Annotated in this window: 25 protein-coding genes and 1 other RNA gene; 13 read left to right on the top strand and 13 right to left on the bottom strand. The window is 43.5% G+C overall.

The features are described from left to right. Positions 1-22: 22 nt before the first annotated feature. A complete protein-coding gene (locus NYR53_RS25220) occupies positions 23-1,408 on the bottom strand; it encodes an ammonium transporter (RefSeq protein ID WP_261301878.1) in 1,386 nt (461 codons plus the stop codon). Between the two features lie 305 nt (positions 1,409-1,713). On the opposite strand from NYR53_RS25220, the gene NYR53_RS25225 reads away from it, so the two are divergent. Together NYR53_RS25225 and NYR53_RS25230 are read left to right on the top strand one after the other, a co-directional pair. Further along, entirely contained in the window at positions 1,714-2,154 is a 441-nt protein-coding gene (locus tag NYR53_RS25225) for a MerR family transcriptional regulator (protein WP_029193450.1), read from the top strand. A 22-nt stretch (positions 2,155-2,176) separates the two neighbouring features. After that, positions 2,177-2,866, top strand: a complete 690-nt coding sequence (locus NYR53_RS25230) for a zinc metallopeptidase (protein ID WP_261301879.1) — start codon at positions 2,177-2,179, stop codon at positions 2,864-2,866. Positions 2,867-2,920: 54 nt separating this feature from the next. Here the strand turns inward: NYR53_RS25230 and gltC are convergent, their stop codons facing one another. Then, positions 2,921-3,805 carry a glutamate biosynthesis transcriptional regulator GltC gene (gene gltC, locus NYR53_RS25235; RefSeq protein WP_056827711.1) on the bottom strand — a complete coding sequence of 295 codons (885 nt, stop codon included), beginning with the start codon at positions 3,803-3,805 and terminating at the stop codon, positions 2,921-2,923. A gap of 162 nt (positions 3,806-3,967) precedes the next feature. Here gltC and tpx point away from each other — a divergent pair, with 162 nt between their 5' ends. After that, positions 3,968-4,486: a thiol peroxidase gene (gene tpx, locus NYR53_RS25240; protein ID WP_047686140.1), complete on the top strand. Its 519-nt coding sequence runs from the start codon at positions 3,968-3,970 to the stop codon at positions 4,484-4,486. Positions 4,487-4,535: 49 nt separating this feature from the next. On the opposite strand, the gene NYR53_RS25245 is transcribed toward tpx, so the two are convergent. After that, positions 4,536-4,925 (bottom strand): DUF1499 domain-containing protein, encoded by a 390-nt coding sequence (locus NYR53_RS25245; protein WP_029193446.1) that lies wholly within the window; start codon positions 4,923-4,925, stop codon positions 4,536-4,538. A gap of 150 nt (positions 4,926-5,075) precedes the next feature. Further along, positions 5,076-6,422 (bottom strand): Nramp family divalent metal transporter, encoded by a 1,347-nt coding sequence (locus tag NYR53_RS25250; protein WP_261301880.1) that lies wholly within the window; start codon positions 6,420-6,422, stop codon positions 5,076-5,078. Positions 6,423-6,580: 158 nt separating this feature from the next. On the opposite strand from NYR53_RS25250, the gene NYR53_RS25255 reads away from it, so the two are divergent. After that, on the top strand, positions 6,581-7,075 hold the full coding sequence (locus NYR53_RS25255; RefSeq protein WP_261301881.1) for a GNAT family N-acetyltransferase: 495 nt from the start codon (positions 6,581-6,583) through the stop codon (positions 7,073-7,075). 142 nt (positions 7,076-7,217) lie between these two features. Next, on the top strand, positions 7,218-8,735 hold the full coding sequence (gene xylB, locus NYR53_RS25260) for a xylulokinase (RefSeq protein ID WP_437180198.1): 1,518 nt from the start codon (positions 7,218-7,220) through the stop codon (positions 8,733-8,735). A 58-nt stretch (positions 8,736-8,793) separates the two neighbouring features. Here xylB and ssrS read toward each other — a convergent pair. The 3 genes from ssrS to cshA form a co-directional block, all read right to left on the bottom strand. Beyond that, positions 8,794-8,975, bottom strand: a non-coding RNA gene (gene ssrS, locus NYR53_RS25265) — 6S RNA. A gap of 50 nt (positions 8,976-9,025) precedes the next feature. Beyond that, a complete protein-coding gene (locus NYR53_RS25270) occupies positions 9,026-9,871 on the bottom strand; it encodes a YesL family protein (protein ID WP_261301883.1) in 846 nt (281 codons plus the stop codon). A 365-nt stretch (positions 9,872-10,236) separates the two neighbouring features. Continuing rightward, positions 10,237-11,841 (bottom strand): degradosome RNA helicase CshA, encoded by a 1,605-nt coding sequence (cshA, locus tag NYR53_RS25275; RefSeq protein ID WP_290428959.1) that lies wholly within the window; start codon positions 11,839-11,841, stop codon positions 10,237-10,239. A 280-nt stretch (positions 11,842-12,121) separates the two neighbouring features. Between cshA and NYR53_RS25280 the strand changes: the two genes are divergently transcribed. From NYR53_RS25280 to NYR53_RS25300, 5 genes are all read left to right on the top strand, one after another. Continuing rightward, a complete protein-coding gene (locus NYR53_RS25280) occupies positions 12,122-12,658 on the top strand; it encodes a DUF4178 domain-containing protein (protein WP_261301884.1) in 537 nt (178 codons plus the stop codon). Positions 12,659-12,708: 50 nt separating this feature from the next. Next, entirely contained in the window at positions 12,709-13,401 is a 693-nt protein-coding gene (locus NYR53_RS25285; RefSeq protein ID WP_261301885.1) for a DUF4247 domain-containing protein, read from the top strand. A 182-nt stretch (positions 13,402-13,583) separates the two neighbouring features. Continuing rightward, positions 13,584-14,405 (top strand): YitT family protein, encoded by an 822-nt coding sequence (locus NYR53_RS25290; protein ID WP_261301886.1) that lies wholly within the window; start codon positions 13,584-13,586, stop codon positions 14,403-14,405. Positions 14,406-14,571: 166 nt separating this feature from the next. After that, positions 14,572-14,730, top strand: coding sequence for a hypothetical protein (locus tag NYR53_RS25295; RefSeq protein WP_376773748.1), 159 nt, complete (start codon positions 14,572-14,574; stop codon positions 14,728-14,730). Between the two features lie 130 nt (positions 14,731-14,860). Then, positions 14,861-15,097, top strand: coding sequence for a Sec-independent protein translocase subunit TatA/TatB (locus NYR53_RS25300; RefSeq protein WP_261301887.1), 237 nt, complete (start codon positions 14,861-14,863; stop codon positions 15,095-15,097). Between the two features lie 44 nt (positions 15,098-15,141). Here NYR53_RS25300 and NYR53_RS25305 read toward each other — a convergent pair whose 3' ends face one another. Further along, entirely contained in the window at positions 15,142-16,299 is a 1,158-nt protein-coding gene (locus tag NYR53_RS25305) for an MFS transporter (RefSeq protein ID WP_261301888.1), read from the bottom strand. 105 nt (positions 16,300-16,404) lie between these two features. Between NYR53_RS25305 and NYR53_RS25310 the strand changes: the two genes are divergently transcribed. Together NYR53_RS25310 and NYR53_RS25315 are read left to right on the top strand one after the other, a co-directional pair. Then, entirely contained in the window at positions 16,405-17,586 is a 1,182-nt protein-coding gene (locus NYR53_RS25310) for a putative glycoside hydrolase (RefSeq protein ID WP_261301889.1), read from the top strand. A gap of 175 nt (positions 17,587-17,761) precedes the next feature. After that, positions 17,762-18,715, top strand: coding sequence for a D-2-hydroxyacid dehydrogenase (locus NYR53_RS25315; protein ID WP_261301890.1), 954 nt, complete (start codon positions 17,762-17,764; stop codon positions 18,713-18,715). Positions 18,716-18,771: 56 nt separating this feature from the next. On the opposite strand, the gene serS is transcribed toward NYR53_RS25315, so the two are convergent. From serS to NYR53_RS25340, 5 genes are all read right to left on the bottom strand, one after another. After that, positions 18,772-20,055, bottom strand: a complete 1,284-nt coding sequence (gene serS / locus NYR53_RS25320; protein WP_261306519.1) for a serine--tRNA ligase — start codon at positions 20,053-20,055, stop codon at positions 18,772-18,774. Between the two features lie 307 nt (positions 20,056-20,362). Next, on the bottom strand, positions 20,363-21,331 hold the full coding sequence (gene pfkA / locus NYR53_RS25325; protein WP_261301891.1) for a 6-phosphofructokinase: 969 nt from the start codon (positions 21,329-21,331) through the stop codon (positions 20,363-20,365). A gap of 34 nt (positions 21,332-21,365) precedes the next feature. After that, positions 21,366-22,391 (bottom strand): tetraprenyl-beta-curcumene synthase family protein, encoded by a 1,026-nt coding sequence (locus NYR53_RS25330; protein WP_261306520.1) that lies wholly within the window; start codon positions 22,389-22,391, stop codon positions 21,366-21,368. 31 nt (positions 22,392-22,422) lie between these two features. Continuing rightward, positions 22,423-23,055, bottom strand: coding sequence for a hypothetical protein (locus NYR53_RS25335; RefSeq protein ID WP_261301892.1), 633 nt, complete (start codon positions 23,053-23,055; stop codon positions 22,423-22,425). A gap of 28 nt (positions 23,056-23,083) precedes the next feature. Beyond that, entirely contained in the window at positions 23,084-23,398 is a 315-nt protein-coding gene (locus tag NYR53_RS25340; RefSeq protein ID WP_261301893.1) for a hypothetical protein, read from the bottom strand. A gap of 226 nt (positions 23,399-23,624) precedes the next feature. On the opposite strand from NYR53_RS25340, the gene NYR53_RS25345 reads away from it, so the two are divergent. After that, complete coding sequence (locus tag NYR53_RS25345; RefSeq protein ID WP_261301894.1) at positions 23,625-24,959, top strand: multi antimicrobial extrusion protein MatE; 1,335 nt, start codon at positions 23,625-23,627, stop codon at positions 24,957-24,959. The last annotated feature ends 17 nt before the right edge of the window (positions 24,960-24,976 follow it).

The following is a 24,976-nucleotide window of genomic DNA, read 5'->3' on the forward strand; positions in this document are numbered from 1 at the left end:
CTAGTAGAAAGTGTATGTGGTATTAAACGGACACGCCGTTTTGAGCTGCTTTTTTCATTTGTTCCGGATATCCGTATGAACCATGTTCAGACAAATCCAGACCGATAATTTCTTCTTCTTCTGTAACACGAAGACCAATTGTAGCTTTCAGTATACCTAAGATAATGAAGGAAAGTACAAGTACGAATGCAAGAGCTCCGAATACGCCAAGCGCTTGAATACCTAACTGATGTAAGCCACCACCGTAGAATAATCCCGGACCACCAACTGCAACCTTAGCCGAAAGCTCAGGTGTAGCGAACAAACCAGTGGAAAGAGTCCCCCAAATACCTGCGATACCATGAACAGAGAAAGCATAGATCGGATCGTCGATGCCAGCTCTTTCGAACCATTGTGCTGTGAAGAAGGTAACAATACCGGCAACCGCACCGATAACGATAGCTGCCCAAGTATCTACGAAGGCACAAGCTGCAGTAATCGCAACTAGCGCTGCAAGAACACCGTTCAACATGCTAGGAATATCGGCTTTACCGAAGTACATCCAAGAAATAATGAGAGCCGCAACCCCGCCTGCCGCAGCAGCCATGTTCGTTGTCAGAGCGATATAACCAAAGAACCCATCACCCATCGCACTTAGTGTACTACCTGGGTTGAAACCGAACCAACCGATCCAAAGAATGATAACACCGAGGACGGACAATACTTGGTTGTGACCTGGAATCAAGTTTGGCGTTTTATCTTTATTATATTTGCCAATACGTGGTTTTAACAAGATAGTAGCTACAAGGGCTGCTGTTGCACCTTGTAAGTGAACAACCGTTGATCCCGCGAAATCTTGCATACCAAGCTTGCTCAACCAGCCGCCGCCCCATACCCAGTGAGCAACGATTGGATAAATCACGACTGTAAACAAAATGCCGAAGATGAAGTAAACTGGAAGTTTTGCTCTTTCTGCAAATCCACCCCACGCAATCGCTAAGGATACTCCTGCGAAAGCTAATTGGAACAAGAATTTAATACCAATAGGTACATCTGAGAAAGAAAGGGATCCAAATGCCGCTGCCGCTTGATCTTCTAAACCTGTAACGAAGAAGCCCGTCGTTCCGAAGAAAGCATTTCCGTCACCGAAGGCAAAACCGAAACCTACAGCCCAGAAAGCGATGGCGCATAAGCCAAAAGTTAAAATTGTTTTACCGGCTACGTGACCGGCATTTTTCATTCGAGTAGACCCCGCTTCTAATAAAGCAAAACCAGCTTGCATGAAGATGACCAAAATAGCTGCTAACATCACCCAAACTGCATCGATTGCACTTTGAAGTTGGGGTACTGTCGCTTCATCTGCAGCAAATGCAAGAGTAGGGAACAATAATGCCATAACGCCGAAAGCTAACAACAACTTCTTAACCATACGACCACTTCCTTTTAATGTTATATTAAGTAACATATAATGAAACTCTTAATGTCATTATATACAGGTTAAATGGGTTTGACAATAGGATTTTCTTTAATAAATTGAAAAAAACGAAAAATAACCTGACATCGAACAGGCATAATTCGTGTTTTCGCTCATAGATCGAGTAAAATGTTACAATTCCTATCCTAAAGTCAATGTCAGCTTTGAAAAGTATTACGTTTGACTGTACGGTTTGTAATCAGTTATCATTAATATATAGAAGAACTCATTCATAACATTGGAGTAGAGGTGAATTTATTATGGGGAAAGAGAAGCTTTATAAAATCGGAGAACTAGCCAAACTTGCCGATGTCAGTTCTCGAACCATTGATTACTACACCAAGTTGAACTTGATAGAACCAGAGAAAAGATCAGATACCAATTACCGCCTTTATAGCGATGAAACTTTGACTCGACTTAAACGTATTGAATCTATGAAGAACGAGAAATATACCTTAGAGGAAATCAAAGCGAATTTACAACAATGGAGTAAAGTGTCCCCAGATGATACAGTGAGAGATAAGCTGACATCAATCCAACTTCATTTAGAACAGTTAATGAAAGAAGCTAAAGAGTTGGGACCCATCATCCAACAGTTGAAACCAAATCAAATGAAGAAGCTTTCCCGTATACTTACTCAGCCAACAGCGGCCTGTATTGAAGCGCTCATTGTTCTTCTAGGTAAAAATCCGTTCTCGTAACAAAAATACGGAGGAATGTCAAATGTTTTTTCATCCCATGGATTTTCTCATTATTATTGCATTCGGACTTTCGTTGTGGGCCTCGTTTCGAGTTCGGGGAACATTCAACAAATGGTCAGAGGTTCCCATTTATTCAGGAATGACAGGTGCTCAGGCAGCAAGACGCATGCTTGATGCCAACGGACTATATGATGTCCCTGTTGAAGCGGTACCCGGAACTCTTTCAGATCACTATGATCCGATAGCCAGAGTTGTACGTCTATCTGAACCAGTTTACTACCAAAGCTCCATATCAGCTGTCGCTGTCGCCTGTCACGAGGTAGGCCATGCCATTCAACACCAAGTACACTATCCTATGCTTGTTGCAAGGCACCACATGTTCCCGGTTGTTAATTTCGCTTCCGGTGTAGCTCCCTTGCTCATATTAGCCGGTTTCTTGTTCCAGCAGATCCCATGGTTACTTGGACTAGGCATTATCTTCTTCGCAGCTGCTGTTGCTTTTCAATTAGTAACACTGCCTGTCGAATTTAACGCCAGCTCAAGAGCCCGAGATTTAATGATCGCTGAAGGCTTCATCTCTAATGAAGAAGAACGCGGAGTAGCCAAGGTATTAAATGCAGCCGCACTTACGTATGTTGCTGCCGCATTAATCTCCGTTCTTGAACTTCTGAAATATATCATGATATTCAATGGCCGTAATAGTGACGATTAAACAAAAAAGCTCATCTTGTAAGGTGTCATTCATACACCTAAGATGAGCTTTTTTTCATTGAAAATAATCACATAGAAACCGCCTGAAAACCTCAGCCACCAAGGGCAGCTTTTCACTTTTTCGGCAAATTAAACCAACAGTTCTAGTGACAACAGGATCAGTCACACGAATTTTGACCGGCTGCATTTGGCCGTTTTCCATTAAAGCCATGGAAGGAAGCAAGCTGACCCCCATACCCGCGGCTACTAGCCCACGAATGGTATCTGTTTCTTCCCCTTCGAACTCAATCTTCGGAACGAAGCCCGCTTTCAAGCAAGCCTCCATCACAATCGTACGCAGCGTATATTCTTCACTAAACATAACGAATGGCTCATTCTTTAACTGCTCCAGTCGTATGGATGTGTAATCAGCAAGAATATGGTTGGAGGGAATAATCGCATACAACTCTTCGGTCAACAAAATTTCACCTGAAACATGTTCATGTGTTTCAGGAAATGGCGAAATGAAAGCCAGATCTATTTCTCCCTTAGAGACATCTCGGATTAACGACGTATACGTCCCTTGACGAAGCCTAAATTTAACATTAGGGTGATCTTTTTTAAAGGCTGCAATGACAGCAGGGAGCAAATTGATGACCAGACTATGTGGAAACCCAATACGAATCTCCCCAGCTTCCGGGTCAAGAAATTCATGTATTTCGCCAACAGCTCGTTCCAGGTCCGTCAATATCCCCTCGACCCGGCTTAAGAATAAATGACCTACTGAGGTAAGGTGAAGATTACGGCCTTTTTGCACAAACAAATTAATGCCCAGCTCTTCCTCCAAAAGATGAATCTGCCGGCTAACAGCCGACTGCGCAACATGCATTTCTTCCGCTGCTTGGGTCACATGCTGCTTTCTTGCTACTTTAACAAAGTACTGCAATTGTCTTAATTCCACTTGGATAAATCCCCCGACTTTTCTTCCATAATTACGAGCTTACAAAATCTTAAACATTTTTAAATTATAGCCTTACAGCAACGATTGGACAACCTAAGTTCAAAAAGCTTATAATAAATAGGTTGTTATTTGGCATGGAAAATAAAGGAGGAAACAGTTCATATGGCACAAGAACGTACTGGCGTTGCTACGATTAAAGGCAATCCGATTACTTTGGTAGGACCTGAAATTAAAGTGGGTGACAAAGCACCTAACTTCACAGTTAACAAAGATTTGATGACGCAAGTTTCCCTCGCAGATTATGCAGGTAAAGTAAAGCTGATCAGCGTTGTTCCATCTTTGGATACAGGCGTTTGTGACGCACAAACTCGCCGCTTCAATGAAGAAGCAGCAGGTCTAGGCGACAATGTTGCTGTTCTGACCATCAGTGTTGATCTTCCTTTTGCACAATCCCGCTGGTGTGGCGCGGCAGGTATTGACAAAGTGATTACTTTGTCCGATTACAAAACAAAATCCTTCGGCGAAGCGTATGGCGTTTTGATCAAAGAACTTCAACTTGATATGCGTTCCATTTTTGTCGTCGATGCGAATGATACTGTTCAATACGTTGAGTACCTTGGCGAAATGACGGCTCACCCTAATTATGAATCAGCTGTAGAAGCTGTCAAAAAATTAGTTTAATACGCACAAAATAAAACAGCAAGGAGGCCTAGCTTCCCTGCTGTTTTTGTTATCCTTCAATCTTATATGGAGCAAGCTTTCTGTCTAATTGCTTATATATATCTATAATAGTTCGATAATTGGAACCCAAATCCCCCATAGAGCCTCGAGATGCTGAATAAATGTCTACCGCGGTTTTCACTGGATTAATCCCAAATAGCGTTAACGTAACATCCTGTGTTCGTCCAGTCATTGTTTTACGTTCCGCGAGAATTTCACCTACGTTTTGAACTTCGTGGAGAAGTTTATAGCCCGGCGTTTTTTTCAGAACGGCAGTAACTTCTTCCCATACTTGTTCTTTAGGAAGCTTATAATATCTTGTTTTAAGCAAAGGATCTTTGGCTTTATCTCCGGTCGTTTCATGACTGCGAAGTAATCCGATTAAAGTTCTCTTAAGCAAAAGCCTTTTCCCCCTTCAATGAAGTACATATAGACCACTTGCCATTTCTACACTGTTCTCTATCTTACCATTGTTTAGGCTTAAGAAAAAGAGGGGAAATAAAAATCGGAGGACTGCTCCTCCGATTTTCCATTTGCATGCCCTATTTGATTACCCAAAAAAAGTGGCGTAAAGTAAGTATGCATTCAAGCCTGCAATCAAAATAGCCACAAACCAACTTAGTGCAATCATCCACCTTGGCGTTACAAGTTCCCCCATCTTCTTTCGGTCCGAAGTGAATGTAACAAGCGGAATAACTGCAAAGGAAAGTTGCAAGGATAAAATAACCTGGCTGAGAATGAGTAAATCTGTAGCGCCGCTCTCTCCATATATACCAATAACAATGACAGCGGGAACGATAGCGATCATTCGTGTTATTAATCGGCGCAGCCAAGGAGAGAGTCTAATATTAAGAAAGCCCTCCATCACGATCTGACCAGCCAATGTACCTGTAAGTGTAGAATTTTGCCCTGAAGCTAGCAGCGCAACTGCAAATAGAATGCTCGCGATACCTGTGCCCAGCATAGGCCCCAAAAGGTGGTATGCATCTTGTATTTCCGCTACTTCCTTACCTGCTGAATGAAAGGCCGCTGCCGAAAGAATGAGTATCGCGGCATTGACGAACAAGGCCAACATTAAAGCTACAGTCGAATCTATCGTGGCGAATTTAATTGCTTCACGTTTACCTTCTACTGTCGGCTCGATTTTACGCGTTTGTACGATAGAAGAATGCAAATATAAATTGTGAGGCATGACCGTTGCTCCAAGAATACCAAGGGCAATATATAACATAGCTGGATTCGTTACAATTTCTGCTTTAGGAATAAAACCAACAGCAACAGCAGCAAAATCGGGTCTTGAGAAAATAAGCTCCATCACGAAGCAAAAAGTAATTAGAGCGATGAGACTAATAACCATGGCTTCAATATAACGAAAACCCTTTTTTTGCAGCATAAGAACCAATAGAACATCTAACGATGTAAGAATGACTCCATAAATAAGCGGCATACCGAACAATAGCTGTAAGGCAATCGCAGCGCCAATAACTTCAGCCAAGTCACATGCTGCAATAGCTAACTCACACAACACCCATAGTCCGAATGAAACTGGTTTACTATAATGATCCCGACAAGCTTGCGCTAAGTCTCGACCTGTAACAATCCCTAGGCGGCCAGCCAAAGCTTGCAGCAGAATCGCCATCAAATTTGATATTAAAATAACAGAAAGCAATGTATATCCGAATTTGGATCCGCCTGCTAAATCAGTCGCCCAATTTCCCGGATCCATATACCCAACAGCTACGAGATAACCCGGACCTACAAAAGCAAGCAGTTTACGGAAAAAGCCCGCTTTCTTCGGTACGCGCATACTCTGATGGACTTCAGGCAGACTAGGCATTGGTGATCTGCCTTTCCATGCATTGGACTCTTGTTCTTGTTTTTTATATGCTATACCCATATGATTACCTCCATCTTTCGCAAGACCAATAATGTTGTTCGAAGGAAACTTTATTCATAATTATACTATATGCCCCTATCTTATGCTATAGGTAAACAATCATGTGCATACAAAAAAATTTTTCCCTTAGGAAAGTTTTAACAAGGAGGTAGTTAAGGATGCTGATTCGGCCCGTCGAAAGCGATAATGATGTTAAAATGGCTTATGAAATTGAGATTGCTGTTTTTTCAAAAGAGGCAGCTGCTACAATAGAAGCTTTTCACATGAGAAAGCATCTGTTTGGAACTTATTTTCTTGTGGCAGAAAACGAGCCAAACCATCAAATTATTGGCGTAACCAATAGCGTAAAGATCCATAATAAGGAATTAGCTGATGATAGTATCAAACAATTGACGCATCCCGCTGAGAATGGACAATATCTTTGTATTTTGACCATAGCCGTGCATCCGTCCTACCAACGACGCGGTGTCGCCACTGAACTTCTGCAACGAATCATCGAAATAGCCAGAAAGGATGGCTTGAAGGGCATTGTTTTGATGTGTGAAGAGCATTTAATTTCATTTTACGAAAAAAATGGATTTGTTTATGCAGCTCCATCAAATTCTCAGCACGCCGGCATCCAGTGGCATGAAATGAATTTAATATGGAAATAAATATCGCCGTAAGCAGGATTTCCGTTATTTCGTGCGAATATATTAAATATTAATCTTTGTATATTTATTAAACAAACAAAGAATATGGGGAACTACTCAACGACAACTACTTAACAATGGGGGAATCTTCGTGTCGTATTTCATGGGCATCGATTTAGGAACTTCTGCGGTCAAATGCATCCTTGTGGATGACTCTGGTCAGGTGATTGGCAGCCATAGCGTTGAATATCCGCTTCAGCAGCCTCATCCGGGATGGGCGGAGCAGCATCCAGAGGATTGGTGGAACGCTACAATCAAGGGTATCCGCGCTCTTTTAGAGAAAACAAGCGTCACTGGCGAAGCCGTCGCTGGCATAGGCTTCTCCGGCCAGATGCACGGGTCGGTATTCCTTGACGAGGCGCAGCAGGTCATCCGACCTGCGCTGCTTTGGTGTGACCAGCGCACCGCGGAGCAGTGCGCTTACATCGAGTCGACCGTCGGCGAAGCCGAACTCGGACGACTAACGGGCAACCGGGCGCTGACCGGCTTCACCGCGCCCAAGGTCATTTGGCTCCGGCAGCACGAGCCGGAGCATTACGCACGCGTTCGGCATCTGCTGCTGCCGAAGGACTACGTCAGGCTGCGCCTGACGGGAGCGTTCGGCATGGACATGGCCGACGCAAGCGGCACCCTGCTGCTGGACGTCGCCCACCGCAGCTGGTCGCAGACCGTCACTGAGCGGCTGAACATTCCTATGGAATGGCTGCCGCCGCTTTATGAGTCCGGCGACGTTGCCGGACACCTGCTGCCGGAAGCGGCCAGTCTAACCGGCCTAGCCGCAGGCACGCCGGTCGTCGCTGGCGGCGGCGACCAAGCTTGCGGCGCCGTCGGTGTTGGCGTCGTACGCCAAGGCATCGCGTCTGTGGCGCTCGGCACGTCCGGTGTCGTCTTCGTTCACGACGACACCTACCAAGTAGATGAAGCTTATCGGCTTCATTCCTTCTGTCACGGTGTGCCGGGCAAGTGGCACCGCATGGGGGTCATGCTGGCCGCCGGCGGCTCATTCCAGTGGTGGCGCAACCACTTCGCGCACGAGGAGCTTGAGCGTGCGCAGCAGGAAGGCAAAGACGTCTATGAAATCCTGACGTCAGCAGCAGCCACAGCACCCCTCGGAAGCGAAGGCTTGCTGTTCCTGCCTTACTTATCCGGGGAGCGGACGCCGCACCCCGATCCGAAGGCTCGAGGCGCCTTCATCGGTCTCAACCTACGTCACGGGAAAGCCCATCTCACCCGTGCCGTTCTCGAAGGCATTACCTTCGGGCTCCGCGACTCGCTGGAGTTAATCCGCGATTCCGGCATTGAAGTCACCGAACTTCGTGTGAATGGCGGAGGTGCCAGAAGTCCGTTCTGGCGTCAAATGATTGCCGACATCTTCGGTATCCCTGTGGTCACTGTTAATTCCACAGACGGCCCTGCGTATGGCGCTGCTATTATGGCCGCTTCAGGCGTACTGCAAGAGGATATAACTACTCTCTGTGAGAAATGGATTAAAGTCACCGATCGTGTAGAACCAAATGCTGATAATCAGAAACAGTATGACGCCTACTATCAAATATATCGTGGTCTTTATGGAACTCTTCAGCACACATTCCACCAACTAAGTCATTTGGCTGGTCATTAATAATAAAATTAAAAAGAGGTTGAACAGGAATCTACCTGCTCAACCTCTTTTTAATACAAAAAAACCCGCCTATGCCGTCCGGTTTTTGTGCTTCAAACCCGCTCTCGCAGGTGGGTGTCCGCAGAAGCGTATTTGAGGTCCCCTTTCGAGGGCATGTCAGCCGCACTTCAATGTAGGTCTCCCTAGAAACAGTCATTGGTTTAAAACAACTTAAAACCGTTACGTACATCGCAGGATTCTTTTGTATTTCTTATTATAGTGCCGTACCGGTTGATTATCAACTGGTAGGTTTAGTCTCTAGTCTTTTCATTCTCATCTTTTTTATGCAAGCTAACTTCGGACTTACTTTCTTCTTCACCGTCAGTTATAGCTTCTGCTTCATTTTGCGCTTCCTCTTCTTGCGCTTCAGCCAGCCTCTGTTGTTCCTTCTCTTCTAACTCCTGCTGCTTCGTTTGGAGTTTGGTGAAGCTGCGGTTAAACTGCCAGAAAGAGAATGTCGCCATAATACTTCCCATAAAGAAAACGACAAGGAAGAAATTAAATTTGGTCAAACAAATGTAAAGGATAGCTCCGTTACAAAGCAGCAAAACAATCGAATTGATTGGATTACCAATCGTAATCAATACAGCATTCTTCAAAATTTGTAAAACCTTCATATGCAAATGAACCATAATCGAGAAGAAATTGAACAACGAAATGATGATAATGACCGTGAAAGCGATAAACAATACAGCCAATAGCTTCAGTGAACTCCCCTGCTTCAAATAAAAGAAGTAGTTCACCTCAATGATAACGAAAATGATAACGAAGAAAATGCCACCAACCATGCTCTGTACGTAGTTTTCTTTATATCCACGAAAAAAAGTTTTCAAGAGTGGTACATCTTCTTCACCTGTAACCCATTTCCGAGCTACAGCAAACATCGCGGAAGTTGCAGGAAATAAAGTAAACGGTGCCAAAATGGCGATAATGGGTAGCGATGCCTTCAATGCATCAACGGATGGACTCACCAAGCCCATAAAAGCAAAAAAGAAAACCGGAATCGAACATAGCATCCAAAGCAGATTAATAACCGACAAACGCATAATCCACTCCGATATTCTGTACAGTCCTCCCATAACTCCTCTAAACTCCAAAACTGCTTCCTCCTTAGCGTTTCCTTCGGGAAACTTTCTACGTTGATTGTTAAAACGCATTCATCATAAGTTGTCTTACTTTTTCATTGGTTTAATTATAGCCTATTTTTGAACATATAGGTAGACGTCTAGTCGTTCTAGGTTCTTTTACATAGTATAGTATTGTCAATAAGCATTACCCCCAAATCATTAACCAGGAGGTTGATACAATGTCTCATCCAGTTGGAACATCCGCAGGTGCCATTTTGGTTCTCTTCATCCTGCTCGTTATCATCACTAGCTCTTTTGTAATCTAAATCATATACCCATGCTAAAAAGGCGAAGATCCTTCTGGATCTCCGCCTTTCTTTTTTGGGGTTTAACCCTTATTTATTCACTAGTGTATCTTCGCTCTTACGAGGAGCTCTGGAACGATCGCGGTTCCCGGAGTTGTTGCTTCCGTACTCACGGTTTCTGGAAGATGAACTGCTTCCACCTTCTCTGTTTGAACCATAATCTCTGCTATCTTTACGCGGGTAACGGGAGTTCGAGCTGCTGGAACCAGCACCGGAGCTGTATCCGCCACCTTGACGACGATCTCCTGATCCTGAACCATAACCGCCGCCAACTCGTCTACCTGAGCTGCGAACATCGAATTTTTTCTTTCTTGCACGAATTGGATCTTCAGGTGTTAACTCAATATTCGCTTCCTTTTTGTCCCCTGTCAAAAGCTTCATAGCGGCTGCAAGGAGATTTACGGAATCATATTGTTCTAACATTTGAATAGCTAAGCCTTTGAATTCTGCTTGTGTATCATTTTGAAGCACATCAAGGATACGCTCAGCTGTCATTTTTTGTTTACCTTCAATGGCTTCAGCCAAGCTAGGTAATGGTTTTTTGTTAATTTTGTGACGAGTAACTTTCTCAATAAAGTGCAGGTGATCGATCTCTCTAGGTGTTACGAAGGTCCATGCTGTGCCTTCTTTACCAGCGCGGCCTGTACGACCGATACGGTGAACATAGCTTTCTGGATCTTGCGGAAGGTCAAAGTTAATGACATGAGTAACGCCGGATACATCTAGACCACGCGCAGCAACGTCTGTCGCTACTAGTACATCAATGCTGCCGTCACGGAATTTTCTCATTACGTTATCACGTTGATTTTGGGACAAGTCACCATGAAGACCTTCAGCTGCATAGCCTCTTTTTTGAAGAGCTTCTGCCAATTCATCAACCCGACGTTTAGTACGGCCGAAGATGATGGCAAGATCTGGAGCTTCCATGTCGATCAAACGGCTAAGCGCTTCGAATTTTTGTTTTTCGTGCAATTCGATATAAGCTTGGTCAATCAAAGGTGCACTAACTTGTTTCGGGATAACCGATACATGCTCAGGGTTACGAAGAAACTGTTGTGCCAATTTCTGAATATTCGTTGGCATTGTTGCAGAGAACAACATCGTGTGACGCTCTTCTGGAACCAATTTCAAAATGGATTGGATATCATCCATGAAGCCCATGTCAAGCATTTCATCTGCTTCATCCAGAACCACTGTTTGTACATCGTCTAATTTGATTGTTTTACGGTTAATGTGGTCAAGTAGACGTCCCGGTGTACCGATAATGATTTGCGGTTTTTTCTTCAAAGCACGAATTTGTTTAACGATATCCTGTCCACCATAGATGGGTAAGGAACGAATGCCTTTGAAACGACCGAGTTTCTCAATCTCTTCCGCAACCTGAATGGCAAGTTCCCGTGTAGGACACATGATAAGAGCAGAAATGCGCTCTTCTTTTGTATTGATTTTGTGAATAAGCGGAATACCGAAAGCAGCTGTTTTACCAGTTCCTGTTTGTGCTTGACCAATCAAATCCCGGCCTTCCATGGCCAATGGAATCGTTTTTTCTTGGATTGGTGTGGATTCTTCAAAACCCATCTCCGTAACAGCGCGTAAAATCGCCGGCTCTAAACCAAACTCCTGAAATGTTTTCAAATATATTCAATCTCCTTTTGTACAGGGCAGGCTAATGCCTTGTATCTTTTTTACCCTTAAGTACGACTTCCTATCCGTGTCTATAGTTTTATTGGTGGAATACACTTTTGATTTAACATCTTCCATGATCCAACTGGCCGCCCTTAAGAACATCTAAAATATTATAGCACAAGTCATACACACATTTCCAGTAGCGTCTTACATAATGAGAACGAAACCTAACGCATAAGCTAAACGTATTACAAGGTAGAACAATAAACGGAATAGAGGAGAGTTTTCAATGTCCATATTTAAACGAGTTAGCAGCATCCTGCGCAGTCAAAAACAAGAACCAACAACAACACCTATAGGTAATCCACTTGAAGATGCCCGAGTTGGGGATATTGTTAATGTAGATTTAGAAGAGTATGTTGTTTCCGGCAAGGTCATTTATTTTGACCGCGGGTTTGCTCCACATCGTTACGCTTATTATTTACAAAGCGGCAAAAATATTCAGTGTTTGATTGTGGAAAAAGGGCGAACCTACGACTGTTTCCTTTGCAGCTTTGTCGAAGGTGCACTCGATGATCCGAATGATGTCCCTACTCGTTTGGAGCTTGACGAAGATGTTACCTTCGACTTGGAATTTCATCGCAATGATGTCACTCGGACGGAAGGAAACACCGACTTCCGCAGCGGAGACGATTGTCTCTTTTGGAGATATTTTGGTCCGGACCGTAGATTCTTCTTCCTCCAATGGCAGGACGGCAAGTTTATTGCTCTTGAAGGAGAGCGCACGCCGGGCAATCAGATCAAATTTTTGAAATCGACGCCCTAGACAACCTATGTTATCATTAGTAATGTTTGGAAAGGAGGGATTACTGAAAAGTGAAAAGATGGACTTCATGGGTTTCTTTCTTATTGATCATCGCCCTTCTTACCGCGTGTGGCGCTGATGCCGGACGTTATATCAAAGATCAGTATCCGTTAGTCAGCGTTGACGGCAAAGGGAGCAATCTCTCCAAGGTTTATTTAGTCGAAAACAAAAGCGTTCCAGCTGTAGCAGCAGAAATAGCAGCCAAAGAGTCACCGAAGGAAAAGAGCAAGGAATCTGACGATCAAATGTTCCTTGTTTATAATGATAAGGTTATTAACGTCCAAAAGGATCCCAGTGAAAGTAAAAACTCACTTGTTCAGATCGATAGTATTGAATATGCCAAATCACATTACGACTCCTCTTTCCTGCAAGGTTATTTGACAGCCACCCTGCTTCAATCCTTATTTGGTGGGGGATGGTTTAATAATAAACGGCCTTACGACGACTATAGAGGCTACACTCGGACACCGACTTATAATGCAGGTAGCGGTAAGGCGACTACACCAACAACGGATGTATCGAAGGATAAGCAACCAACAACGTCAGATCGAACGGGCAGTTTCAAGACAGGTACAGGCACGCCAAATTCAGGAAGCAGCTCCACAACACGTAAAAACGACGGTTCCACTACAAATAAGGTAACGAAACCTTCAACCAGTAAGCCAAGCACTTCTAAAAAGACAGGCTCTTTCAAAAGACGCTGATTATTTATTCTCTATAAAGCTGATGTCCATGAATTGGATACAGCTTTTTTTCATTTTAATAAAGAATTAACTTATTTTTCATTAAAATCCACTTAATTGAACTAAGGTAAATTATGATTGAAGTTTTAGAAGAATGAATTATACTTGCTTTATGCTGCATACTATTTTAGAGGTGATTTTTTTTGAAAAAGGCGCTAGATGCATTCATAATTCTAGTTGGCGCACTGCTTGTCGCGGTTGGCTTCAACATGTTCCTCATTCCTCACCAACTGCTTAGCGGCGGGGTTTCTGGATTTGCCATGATTATTGGTTATTTTACGAATTTTAACATTGGTTTCTTGTATTTATTGTTTAACCTGCCATTGATGATTTGGGGATTGGTTTCAATTGGACGCAGATTTATTATGATCAGTGTAGCGTCGGTCATATTAACGGTATGGTTGATGCAAGTTATACCAACAAGCTATGTCGCGCAGGAGCCCATTCTTGGTGCAGTCTTTGGAGGCGTACTCATTGGTATAGGAAGCGGTATCACCTTAAGAATAGGCGGCTCAAGTGGAGGCTTTGATATCGTCGGTTTGATTTTGACGCGAAAATTTGATTTCCCTCTTGGCACCATTCTTTCATCAATGAACGGCGTTGTTATTGTTGCACTTGGCTATTTCAAGCAAAATTGGGACCTTGCTCTCTACTCGATGCTGGCCATCTATATTAGCGGGAAAGTCGTCGATACCATACATATTCGCCACGTCAAGGTGACCGCCTTCATTGTAACGAAGCAAAAGGATGAGTTGATTAACGAGCTGCTTCAACTGCCTAGAGGTGTTACTTTAGTTAAGACAGAAGGCGCTTATACGAAACAGCAGCATGATATGTTAATGACCGTCACTACACGCTATGAACTCGTAGAATTAAAGCGAATTATTAAGAAGATAGACCCGAAAGCATTCGTGAATATCGTTGAAACCGTTGGTGTCGTCGGGGAATTCCGCAAGCTTAAGTGAGTAATCGTGCAATCCGCCTCTTTATTCCAAGTTGAATTGTGTTATAATGATAATAATTTCATATAGTTCTGGTTTTCATCGTGAGTGGTTCAGGCGTAGTTCTTATTCTAATCTTTTGATTGGAAGGGTGATGCTTGTGGAGACAGTCAAATTATCCAGGATTGTAATGAAATTAACACCCGAGTTGTACCCCTTCTTAACCAGCTATGAGCTGGACTCCGAGATCGTCCTCCGGTTTGGCATTGAGGCGCTCGAAGCAGAAGATGTCATGGAAATTATTCAGTTCAGCATTACGGAACATCATAAAGACGCCCTTTATCATTAAGGGGCGTCTTTTTCTGGTTACCTATCGCTTTATTCAATGAATGTTATTGAGTTTGTAATAATTAGGGTATATAGGTTATGATAAGATCATGGTATACTAGAACTAAGATAAACTAATGGAGGTGTCTGGAATGGGAGCATTATCTCCTTGGCACATCATCTTAATCGCAATTGTTGCCCTTCTTTTGTTTGGGCCTAATAAACTGCCTGAACTTGGCAGAGGTTTTGGCAAAATGTTTCGTGAATTTAAAGATGCAACGAATGGAAATGGCGGCAATATAACTACTGATGATCAGCCTGCACCGGTTCGTAAAGAGATTAATCCTGCAGAAGTCACGAAAACCGAATCAGGACAAGTTCAGAAATAAGTCCAAACACCCGGCTAAATTTGCTACCGGGTGTTTTTTTACGTCTAGCTTCTTCTACGCATTACGACTTGAGTAGCGAAGAACATACCTGCTGCTATGGCCGACATGACGGATGCAAACACATACATGCTTGCGCCCCCCCACTGCTCACTCAACCAACCGCCGACTGAACCTCCGATAATGCCTGCAAGCCCCATGAACACCATCGCAAGAATGGACTGCCCCGTTGAGCCAAATTGCTCCGGAAGAAGGCGTACGACATACTGTACAGCAACGATCCACAGAACAGCAAAGGTGACCATATGTGTCGTCTGCAAACCAATAAGCACCCATGGATCGCTGAAGAACGTGTAGAGTATCCAACGTATCGTATATAAGACCGAAACGAGGCCTAAGATGGTCAGTTCATGATATCGATGTATGTACCGATTGATATAGGCAAATACCGGAATTTCCGTACAGGCCGCAATGGCCCATGCCCAGCTGACCATAGAGTCCGTAGCACCTAATTTATTCAGATATAATCCTAATAGTGCATCGTTCATTCGATGTGGAATGGATATCATCAGAACCATGACCATAAACCATAAGAAGTTTTTATTTTTGAAAATAGTACCAATCGTACTTAATGTTATTCGCTGTCCGCTGCCTTTCTCGTCTTTGATAAAAGCAAGCAGTAGAAATGGGAAGATCCATAACGCCCAATAAAAATAAGGTATGTTCGCTACCCCACCTAATTCTTCGAGTAAGAGACCTGAAATTAGAGCAACACCCGAGAATCCGATAGAACCCCATAATCGGACGGATCCATACGACATCCCACGCTGCGCCGTTGATTTGACAACCAAATTGTCGATGAGTGGAATGGATGGCAGCAAGAAGAAATAAAGCATTAAAATAAATCCAAGTGTAAGCCCGAAGCCTTTTGTTAAAAACAAGCCTAAACTTCCTAGTAAGGAAAGACTCCAAAGTAAAAATACGATATTCCTCACGGAGTTGAATCGGTCGCTGACATAACCCCAGAACGGCTGTGCGAATATGGAGATGAAGGGACCTATCATCATTAAGAGTCCAATCTCGCTAGCTGAATAGCCCTTACTTTGCAAATATAAAGGTAAATAGGGCAATAAAATGGCACTAGATGCATAGTAAAAAAAATTAACGCCAGATAATGAAATAATCTGTTTATCAAGTTTCAACAATGATAACCCTCTTTCTACAAACCTCTACAAATTTCCTCTGTGCGTAGTTTCCCGCTTGCTTTATAATAAAAGCTAGAAACAAAGATTGGAGAGGACTTATACATCATGGAAATATTACTTGCTTCACTTGCCCTAATCTGGGGCAATGTAACGGCCGCTAACCCGGATGCTACTTTTGAACAGCTTGTACAAGCTTCTCTGAATGCGAAGAATGCTGTTGCAATTGTTCAACCCAATCCGTCCCAAGAGATGGATCCACTCGCTCCAGTTAACAAACAGGACCCACAGAAGGATGCACCTGTTGTTAAAGGTATTTACGCAACAGCCCATAGCGCTGGAGGTTCACGCCTAAACACACTTGTAAAGCTGCTGGACGACACGGAACTTAACTCAATGGTTATCGATGTTAAGGATGATTGGGGTTACATCACTTGGCAAACAGGGAACGCAGAGCTTGAGGCGATGGGCACGACACAGAAAATAATAGGTAATATGCCTGGTTTAATGAGTACCTTGAGCGAACATCATATTTATCCAATTGGCCGTATCGTTGTATTCAAGGACACGGTTCTTGCCAAGAAGAAACCAGAATGGTCTTTCGTCAATCCAGATGGAACACTGTGGGGCAACGGTAAAAACCCGCCGGACAGCTTCGTAAATCCGTATAACAAAGAAGTATGGGATTACAATATCGCCGTTGCTAAAGAAGCCGTAAAAGCTGGATTTAAAGAAATTCAATTCGACTACGTCCGATTCCCGGAAGGTTTCGAGAAAAGAGCTGACATTCTCAAGTATACCAAGGATGAACGTTCACGTATTGATGCAGTTGCTTCCTTCGTCAAATATGCCAAAGAACAATTGCAGCCGCTTGGTGTTCGTGTATCTGTTGATATTTTTGGTTATGCGGCCTCTGTTCCGGCAGCCGAAGGCATTGGTCAAGATTTCGAGAAAATCTCTCAAAATGTCGATGTCATCGCTCCCATGATTTATCCAAGTCATTACAGCACAGGCTGGTTTGGCTCCAAAGTACCGGATGCAGCACCTTTTGTCACTATCGATGGAGCATCTAAGGACACAACCAAGAAGCTGGAAGCCATTGATAAGAAAGGTTGGAAGCCGATTGTTCGACCTTGGATTCAAGATTTCACTGCTTCTTGGGTGCCTGGTTATATCAAGTACGGTAAGCATGAAGTGGAAGAACAAATACGTGCATTGAAGGAAAACGGCGTGAATGAGTTCCTCCTTTGGAACGCCAATAACAACTACACACCTGATGTGAAATACTAACATAGAGACACCCTGAGGGCATTAAGAGCTCTCGGGGTGTTTACTTTCGTTTTCGGTTTGATTTATCATGTAATCAGGATTTATGTTACCAGAATGACTAGAGTTATGTACAATCAAAGAAACTTATAGGATTGGACTTACATTTTCTCACTGACATTAAAGGAGTTGAAATGCAATGAATATTGTCGCCATAACTGGGATGGATTTGACTTCCATGCAAAAGCAGATGCCGCAAGACTTGAAGGAACGCTGCCAATTTCATTGGTTTAAATCTTCAAGTGAAGCTGGAGAACACATTGCAGATGCAGATGTCATTATCACGGCTGGCCGCCTGAATCCGGACACCCTCAAGCAAGCGACCAAGCTGAAATGGATGCAAACCATATCTGCCGGCGTTGATAAACTCCCGCTGCAAGAATTGGCAGAACGAAATGTCATACTAACCAATGCCCGTGGGGTACATACGATCCAGATGAGTGAATTTACGCTAAGTCTCATGCTGCAGTGGGTTCGTAAAGCGAATCTTCTCCATGAGCGTCAGCAAAGTAAAATATGGGACAATAAAGTCAGTTTTGATGAGCTTTACGGTAAAACGATTGGCATTATTGGTGCTGGTGCAATCGGTGAAGCAGTTGCTCGCAAAGCTAAGGCCTTTGATATGACTGTCATTGGTTTGAATCGTTCCGGTTCGCCTCATCCTGCTTTCGATTCGACGGTCAGCGGAGAAGAAGGTTTGACGACTTTGCTTTCACAAAGTGATTTCGTCGTCCTTCTACTACCTAGCACAGCTAAAACGCGAGGCTTCTTGACCAAAGAACATCTTCGCTTAATGAAACCAAGTGCTTTCTTAATCAATTTGGCTCGTGGTGATGTCATTGAGGAAGAGGATTTGATCCATGCGCTGCAAGAAGGCAAACTGGCAGGTGCTGCACTCGATGTTTTTGAGCAGGAGCCTTTACCTGCAACTTCTCCCCTATGGAACATGGATAATGTTATCCTAACTCCGCATATCGCTGGATCTTCCGCTCACTACACGGAGCGAGTTTCCACCATTTTCTACCATAATATGAGAGCTATTCTAGATGGCACCGAGATGATGAATGTCGTTGATTTAACAGAAGGTTATTAACATATGATAACGCCCCCCATCCCAAAGTTGAACTCCTAGGGATGGGGGGCGTTATTTTATTTATTCGGGATGGCAGCAAGCCCTCTCATATAAGGTCTCAGAGCTGCTGGCAGATATATTGAACCATCTGCTTGCTGATGATTCTCAAGTAATGGAATTAGAATTCTAGGTGTGGCTACAGCCGTATTATTAAGGGTATAGCAATAACGCAGCTCACCGTTCTTATCCCTATAACGTAATCCGCTGCGGCGAGCCTGAAAGTCAAGAAGGCTTGACGACGAGTGCGTTTCGCCATAGCTATTCCGGCTTGGCATCCATGTCTCAATGTCATACTGCTTGTAGTTTTTGGCACCCATATCTCCCGTACATACAGCAACAACACGATAAGGAAGTTCAAGTAAATCTAGAATATCTTCGGCATTCTGTGTAATTTGATCCAACATTTGTTCAGCAATGATAGGATCATTCTCACAAAGAATTACCTGCTCTACTTTGGCAAATTGATGCACACGATATAATCCTCGTACATCTCTACCCGCCGAACCGGCTTCTTTACGGAAACAATTTGATACCGCTGCCAGTTGTATCGGCCCCTTCGATAAATCTATCATTTCATCCGCATAATATGAAACCAATGGACCTTCCGATGTGCCGACTAACCATTTATGTTCATCCTGCAATTCATAGGTCTGGTCCTTCCCAGCGGGGAAGAAGCCCGCATTCTGCAGCGTCTCTTCCCGCACCATCAGAGGGACATCCATTACCGTGAACCCTCGGTCTGAAAGCAGATCAAGAGCAAGCTGTTGAACAGCTCTGTGTAAGTATAGCCCCATCCCCTTGAGGTAGTAATTCCGGCTTCCAGCCACCTTCACTCCGCGGGGGAAATCGAATAAATCCAACTCCTCACCGATTTGCATATGATCACGAGGCACAAATTCAAACGAGGTTGGCTGACCCACTAGTTTTCGTACAACATTATCTGCATCGGTAACCCCGATTGGAGTTTCAGGTGAAACCAGATTCGGTACAGTTAACATTAGCTCATTGAACCGCTCCTCCAGTTCCGCAAGCCCCGCTTCGTACTCCGTTAATGTTCGGTTCCAGCCGCGGACCTGATCTTTCAAAGCCTCGGCTTCTCCCTTTTTCTGACCAGCCATACACTGCGCAATCTGAGCTGATGCTCGATTGCGTTCCGTACGCAGCTGATCCACTTGTTGATGCAGCAGCCTTTTCTTCTCATCTACCTCAAGCAGCTCATCCAGGGGACATTCTACACCTTTATTATGAGCCGCTTCCTTCACTTGATCCTGATGCATTCGAATCCATTTGATATCCAACATACCGCTCACCGCTTCCTTTTCTATTATGGGAAAAAGACAAAGAACGCCCCTGTCCGATTGGGACGAGGAGCGTTCTGCTCGCGGTGCCACCCAACTTGATGATGACATTCAATATGTCATCATCCGCTTGGTTCCGCGATAACGGGCGGTGCCGGTTTATTTAGAGTAAAGCGAAGTATCCTGCGCCTTACCGATCATGAACGTCTCCGAGTTGGATGCTCTTCACAGACCTAATGTCGCTTTGTATTTGTTCGAAATTATAAACGAAGATATGATACAGGTCAATAGCATTTGTTCCAATGTAGACCTACTGGGATAAACGACTTGCCAATTCATAAAGTTCTGTATTAAAAGGACGCTTCGTATTGACAACTAAATCAATATCGGTAGCTACTAATTCCCCTTTGATCACACCGCATGCTTTGGAAGAATCGCCTTCCATGAGCTTACGTACAGCGAAATCACCGAGACGGCTTGCCAGGATTCGGTCATTATGCGTAGGAGCTCCGCCGCGTTGAATATGGCCAAGAACTGTTACACGAGGCTCAATACCGACAACCTCTGTAATTTGCTTAGCAATACCGTCCCCAGTTCCCGCACCTTCAGCGACGAGAATAATACTGTGACGTTTGCCATGGGCGAAGTTATCCTTCATACGGTTAGCCACTTCATTAATGTCGACCTCAACTTCAGGAACGATAATCGTTTCCGCCCCACTAGCGAGTCCAGCGTAAAGAGCAATCTCACCGCAGTGACGTCCCATGACTTCTACGACGGATGAACGTTCATGCGACGTCATCGTATCACGAAGCTTGTTGATCGCATCTACAACAATGCTTACTGCTGTATCAAAACCGATCGTAAAGTCTGTGAATGGGATGTCATTGTCAATTGTACCAGGCAGACCCATCGTTTTGATGCCCAACTTGCTTAACTTATTAGCACCTTGATAAGATCCATCTCCACCAATTACGACTAGTCCATCGATGCCGCGCTTACGTAAGTTTTCCGCTGCAATTTGTTGGCCTTCTAGCGTTAAAAACTCTTTACAACGAGCCGTTTGCAGAATGGTTCCCCCACGTTGAATGATATCTCCAACGCTGCGCAAATCCATTTGGCGAATATCATCGTTAATTAGACCATGGTAACCACGTTGTACGGCATAGACTTCGAGACCATGGAATAATGCGCTTCTTACAACCGCACGGACGGCCGCGTTCATTCCCTGAGAGTCTCCGCCACTTGTTAGAACGGCAATTGATTTTACTGCTGACATTTCATTTCCTCCTTCAAATTCTTCTGAATGTCATTCAAGATGACGTACGGATATACATGCTATTTAGCCAGAAAAATAACCGGGTTAATGGACTATTTTTCATAAGACGCTTCGATATTTTCTTCACTTGGTGTTGGCCGTTGACCTTGGGATCTGACAAATAGAGCGCAAGCAAACCTTCGATTATCATACGATGAAATCGCGGATGTTCCAAGAACAAAATTTTACTGCGAGCCTCTTGCACGATAAAGGCAATTCTCTCAACGGTTGCTTCCATAGATTCATAATAACTGCAAAAGTTCAGGTCTCCACCCAAGATATCTTCTTCCTGATCGATTAAATAATCAAGTAGAATATGCAGTCCACACACATAGGGGAAATAGGCTTCCCGTATCGAATCGACCTGTTTTTCACTCAAATGAGGATCACAAGCTGCAAGAAAAAGCATAAACATGCCTAACGTTGAGCCTGTGGCTGCAGCAAATTCATTCCAAGAAATTTGGCTGTACCTATGATGATGTTGATCCCACCACTGATGAAGTTCAGGCTCCCGCATATCCTTGCGAATATGCTTGTACACTTGTAAATCACAGTATAAGGCCACGAAATCTCGCACCTGATCGGCTACTTGTGTATATGACGGAAGCTGACTAATACAAGACTGACACTTTTGGACGAGTTCTGTTAAATAGTTTCCGTCCTCTTTTTCTTGTCTGTATGCATAGTAATCGTTCAAAGGCTTAGAAGGATCAACAGCATCCAACATGGATAGGTGCAATTGACGAAAATCCAGGGGGTCCAAGGATGTGCTGCGATCACAGAGATTATCTAAATAATCGCTAATCGTTTGAAACGCAACAATAAGCGGGATGAGTACATGACGCATCGACAAATTAGCAGCCGCATAAACAGCGCCACCTTGACAATGAAATTGTTTCGTTGCGATGCTGGCCAGTGCTTGAGTACGCAGCTCGCTATCTGGGATATTCTCAGCCTTTGCTTTCCATATGGAAAGCTGATCGCTCACATCCGGTAAAATATATCGGTACACCCTGACCATTAATCGTATTGGGCCTTGTGGAACCTTTGTACTACTTTTGTCCAATTGCTTCAAGCAGACTTCCTCCACAACTTTGTTCATAGCAATACTGCAACAATAACTGCATTTCATATCGTTGAATATGCCGCAACCATTGATCAACAATAGGATTTTGAACCAGGGATACTTGTAATTCTACGATATCGATGAATACACAAGGAATCCATTCCGGAGAAGTAATAAGCACTTCAAGCTTCTGACGAAGGGCTTCATTGTCCAAATCCGCTAAGTCTTTTACTGTCAAATATTCACTCACATATTGTAGTAAGTTAGAGAAAATAGGATGATGACCGACATCATTGAACCAATATTTCGCATTGCTGTAGTCTCCCTCCATCCGATGCATGAGTGCATGCCAGTAGCTGCCTGTTGCATTCGTGATTTCCTGGGCAATATCATGGGATTTATCTAAACTCTCATTCAGTAAAAAAAGACCCGCTTTAATCGCCAAACCATAAGACTCTTGCCCCGAAGTGCCTTGGGTTATCATAGCTGGGACAAGCGCTTCAATGCGTGCATCCATGCTTCCATCCCATTCTTCAATCGGATATAAAGCAGGCAGATGCTCCAAGAGCGGCTTTGCAATAACTTCTAGCCAGTTATCCCCATCCTTATTGCTATGCATGCAGTCATTCTCCCTTCATTGACAACCATTATTGGTGGGTTTTCGATTCCAATTCCTGATTCGCCCGGAACCAAAGATGAAGATCATTTATGATAGAAGCTAAGTCCGCAATTTCGGAATTCAAACGGCATGATGTGGGAAAGTCGTCTTCCTTGTCCAGCTGATTTTGTTTGTAAATAATCGTCGTCTCTAGCTTCATTATACGGTCAGGTATTGCACCGCGAATTTGTTCCCAATGTAATAAAATATCAACTCGCACACTGGGCGGATAAGCCTCCCACTCTACTTCTAACACGGGAATCTCAATTCCAAGTCTTTCATCATACTGGAAATAGCAGCTCATTCTTCTGTTAAACCTCCTTGCAGTAAAAACCGGCTGCGTCTTGTTCAAGAAACATTCTACCTTTAAATGTATCACTTCAAACCTTGGGTTTCCAGTTAAAATTGTATGTCAACCTGATTTCATTTTCTGGTATACTTAAATAACGTTTTTAAAAGGGAATTTTTAGTGAAAGTCAATTTTACGAAGTTAGTTTTGCTAAAGCAAAACTCTAAGGAGTGCGATTTGGATGAACGCTAAGACAATAAAAGAAAACATCACTTGGAAACAGCTCATCTCCTTCTTCCTCCCCCTAGGCCTTTCAGCAACACTAGTTACCCTCTCGCATGTTATTATCAACAGCACCTTGGCCAGGGCCGATAATCCGGAAGTGGTCATTGCCAGCTATGCGCTACCTTTAAGTTTACTTGGCCTAACCGAAAGACCCGTAGTTTTGCTGCGACAAGCTTGCTCCGCTCTTGTAAGAGACCGCATCTCATTTCGAGCCATGGCAGCAGTAAGTACGTATGTATTCGCGTGTATCATCCTAATCGGTCTCATTTTATGTTATACGCCTGTTGGTGAGTGGGTATTTCTTTATTTTTTTGGAGTTGAACGTGAGCTATTAGACACTACACTTAGTGTATATCGCATCTTAATGTACGTAAGCATTTTCTCAGGACTGCGGTGCTTATTTCACGGTATCATTATTTTTAATATGCGAACCAAATGGTTAACGATTGGTATGGGTGTGCGAATCATCGCTATGTATTTGTTATCGTTATATTTTATTACTACAAATAATGTTTCTAGCGGCCGTGTTGGCGCCATTATTTTCTTAGTGGGAATGATGATTGAAGCTATGGTTGCTATATGGGAAGGAACTAATTTACTTCGAACCGCCATTCCAGAGAAGGCACCTGAGCATCTGATTGAAACCAAACAACAAATTTTCAGCTTCTATAAGCCACTTCTATATTCTTCGATCATTGCTGTCATCATTGGCCCCTCTATAAATGCCATACTTGGAAAAACAACGCATATTCATTTAGCCATCTCCTCTTATGCGATTGCTGGTTCTTTAACTCAATTGGTTTTGAGCTTCTTTTCTTACATTCATCAAATTGTTTTAAATTTCTATCGCAAAGATGCAAGAACTGTCGTCCGTTTCGTCATCGTTCTTAGCTTTATTCCAGGAGCACTCATCGCTATTCTTGCCTATACAGCTCTCGGACCTTGGTTTATGACACATGTCATGGGTGTTAATTCCGAACTGATGCATGCAAGCTTGCTTGCCATGCGTGTATTTATGATTATGACGATTGTATTCCCTTGGCTTGATTACATGAACGGTATTATTATGCTGAGAGGCCAAACGAAAATCATGGTTTTCTCTCAAACAGCGAATGCTATCGTTACCGTGTTAACCTTATTCATCGCGATTTCCAATGTACCTGGTTGGAATGGCTTGATCGGTGCTCTCGCACAATCTGTTGGTATGCTGGCTGAGCTTCTAGTCGTACTCTTTGTACTCAAACGAACGTCCGAAAACGGACAAACGAATTTTTCTACAGAAAATTTGTAAAGAAATCGAGTGATAAC

This window comes from Paenibacillus andongensis, from assembly GCF_025369935.1.
GTDB lineage: Bacteria > Bacillota > Bacilli > Paenibacillales > NBRC-103111 > Paenibacillus_E > Paenibacillus_E andongensis.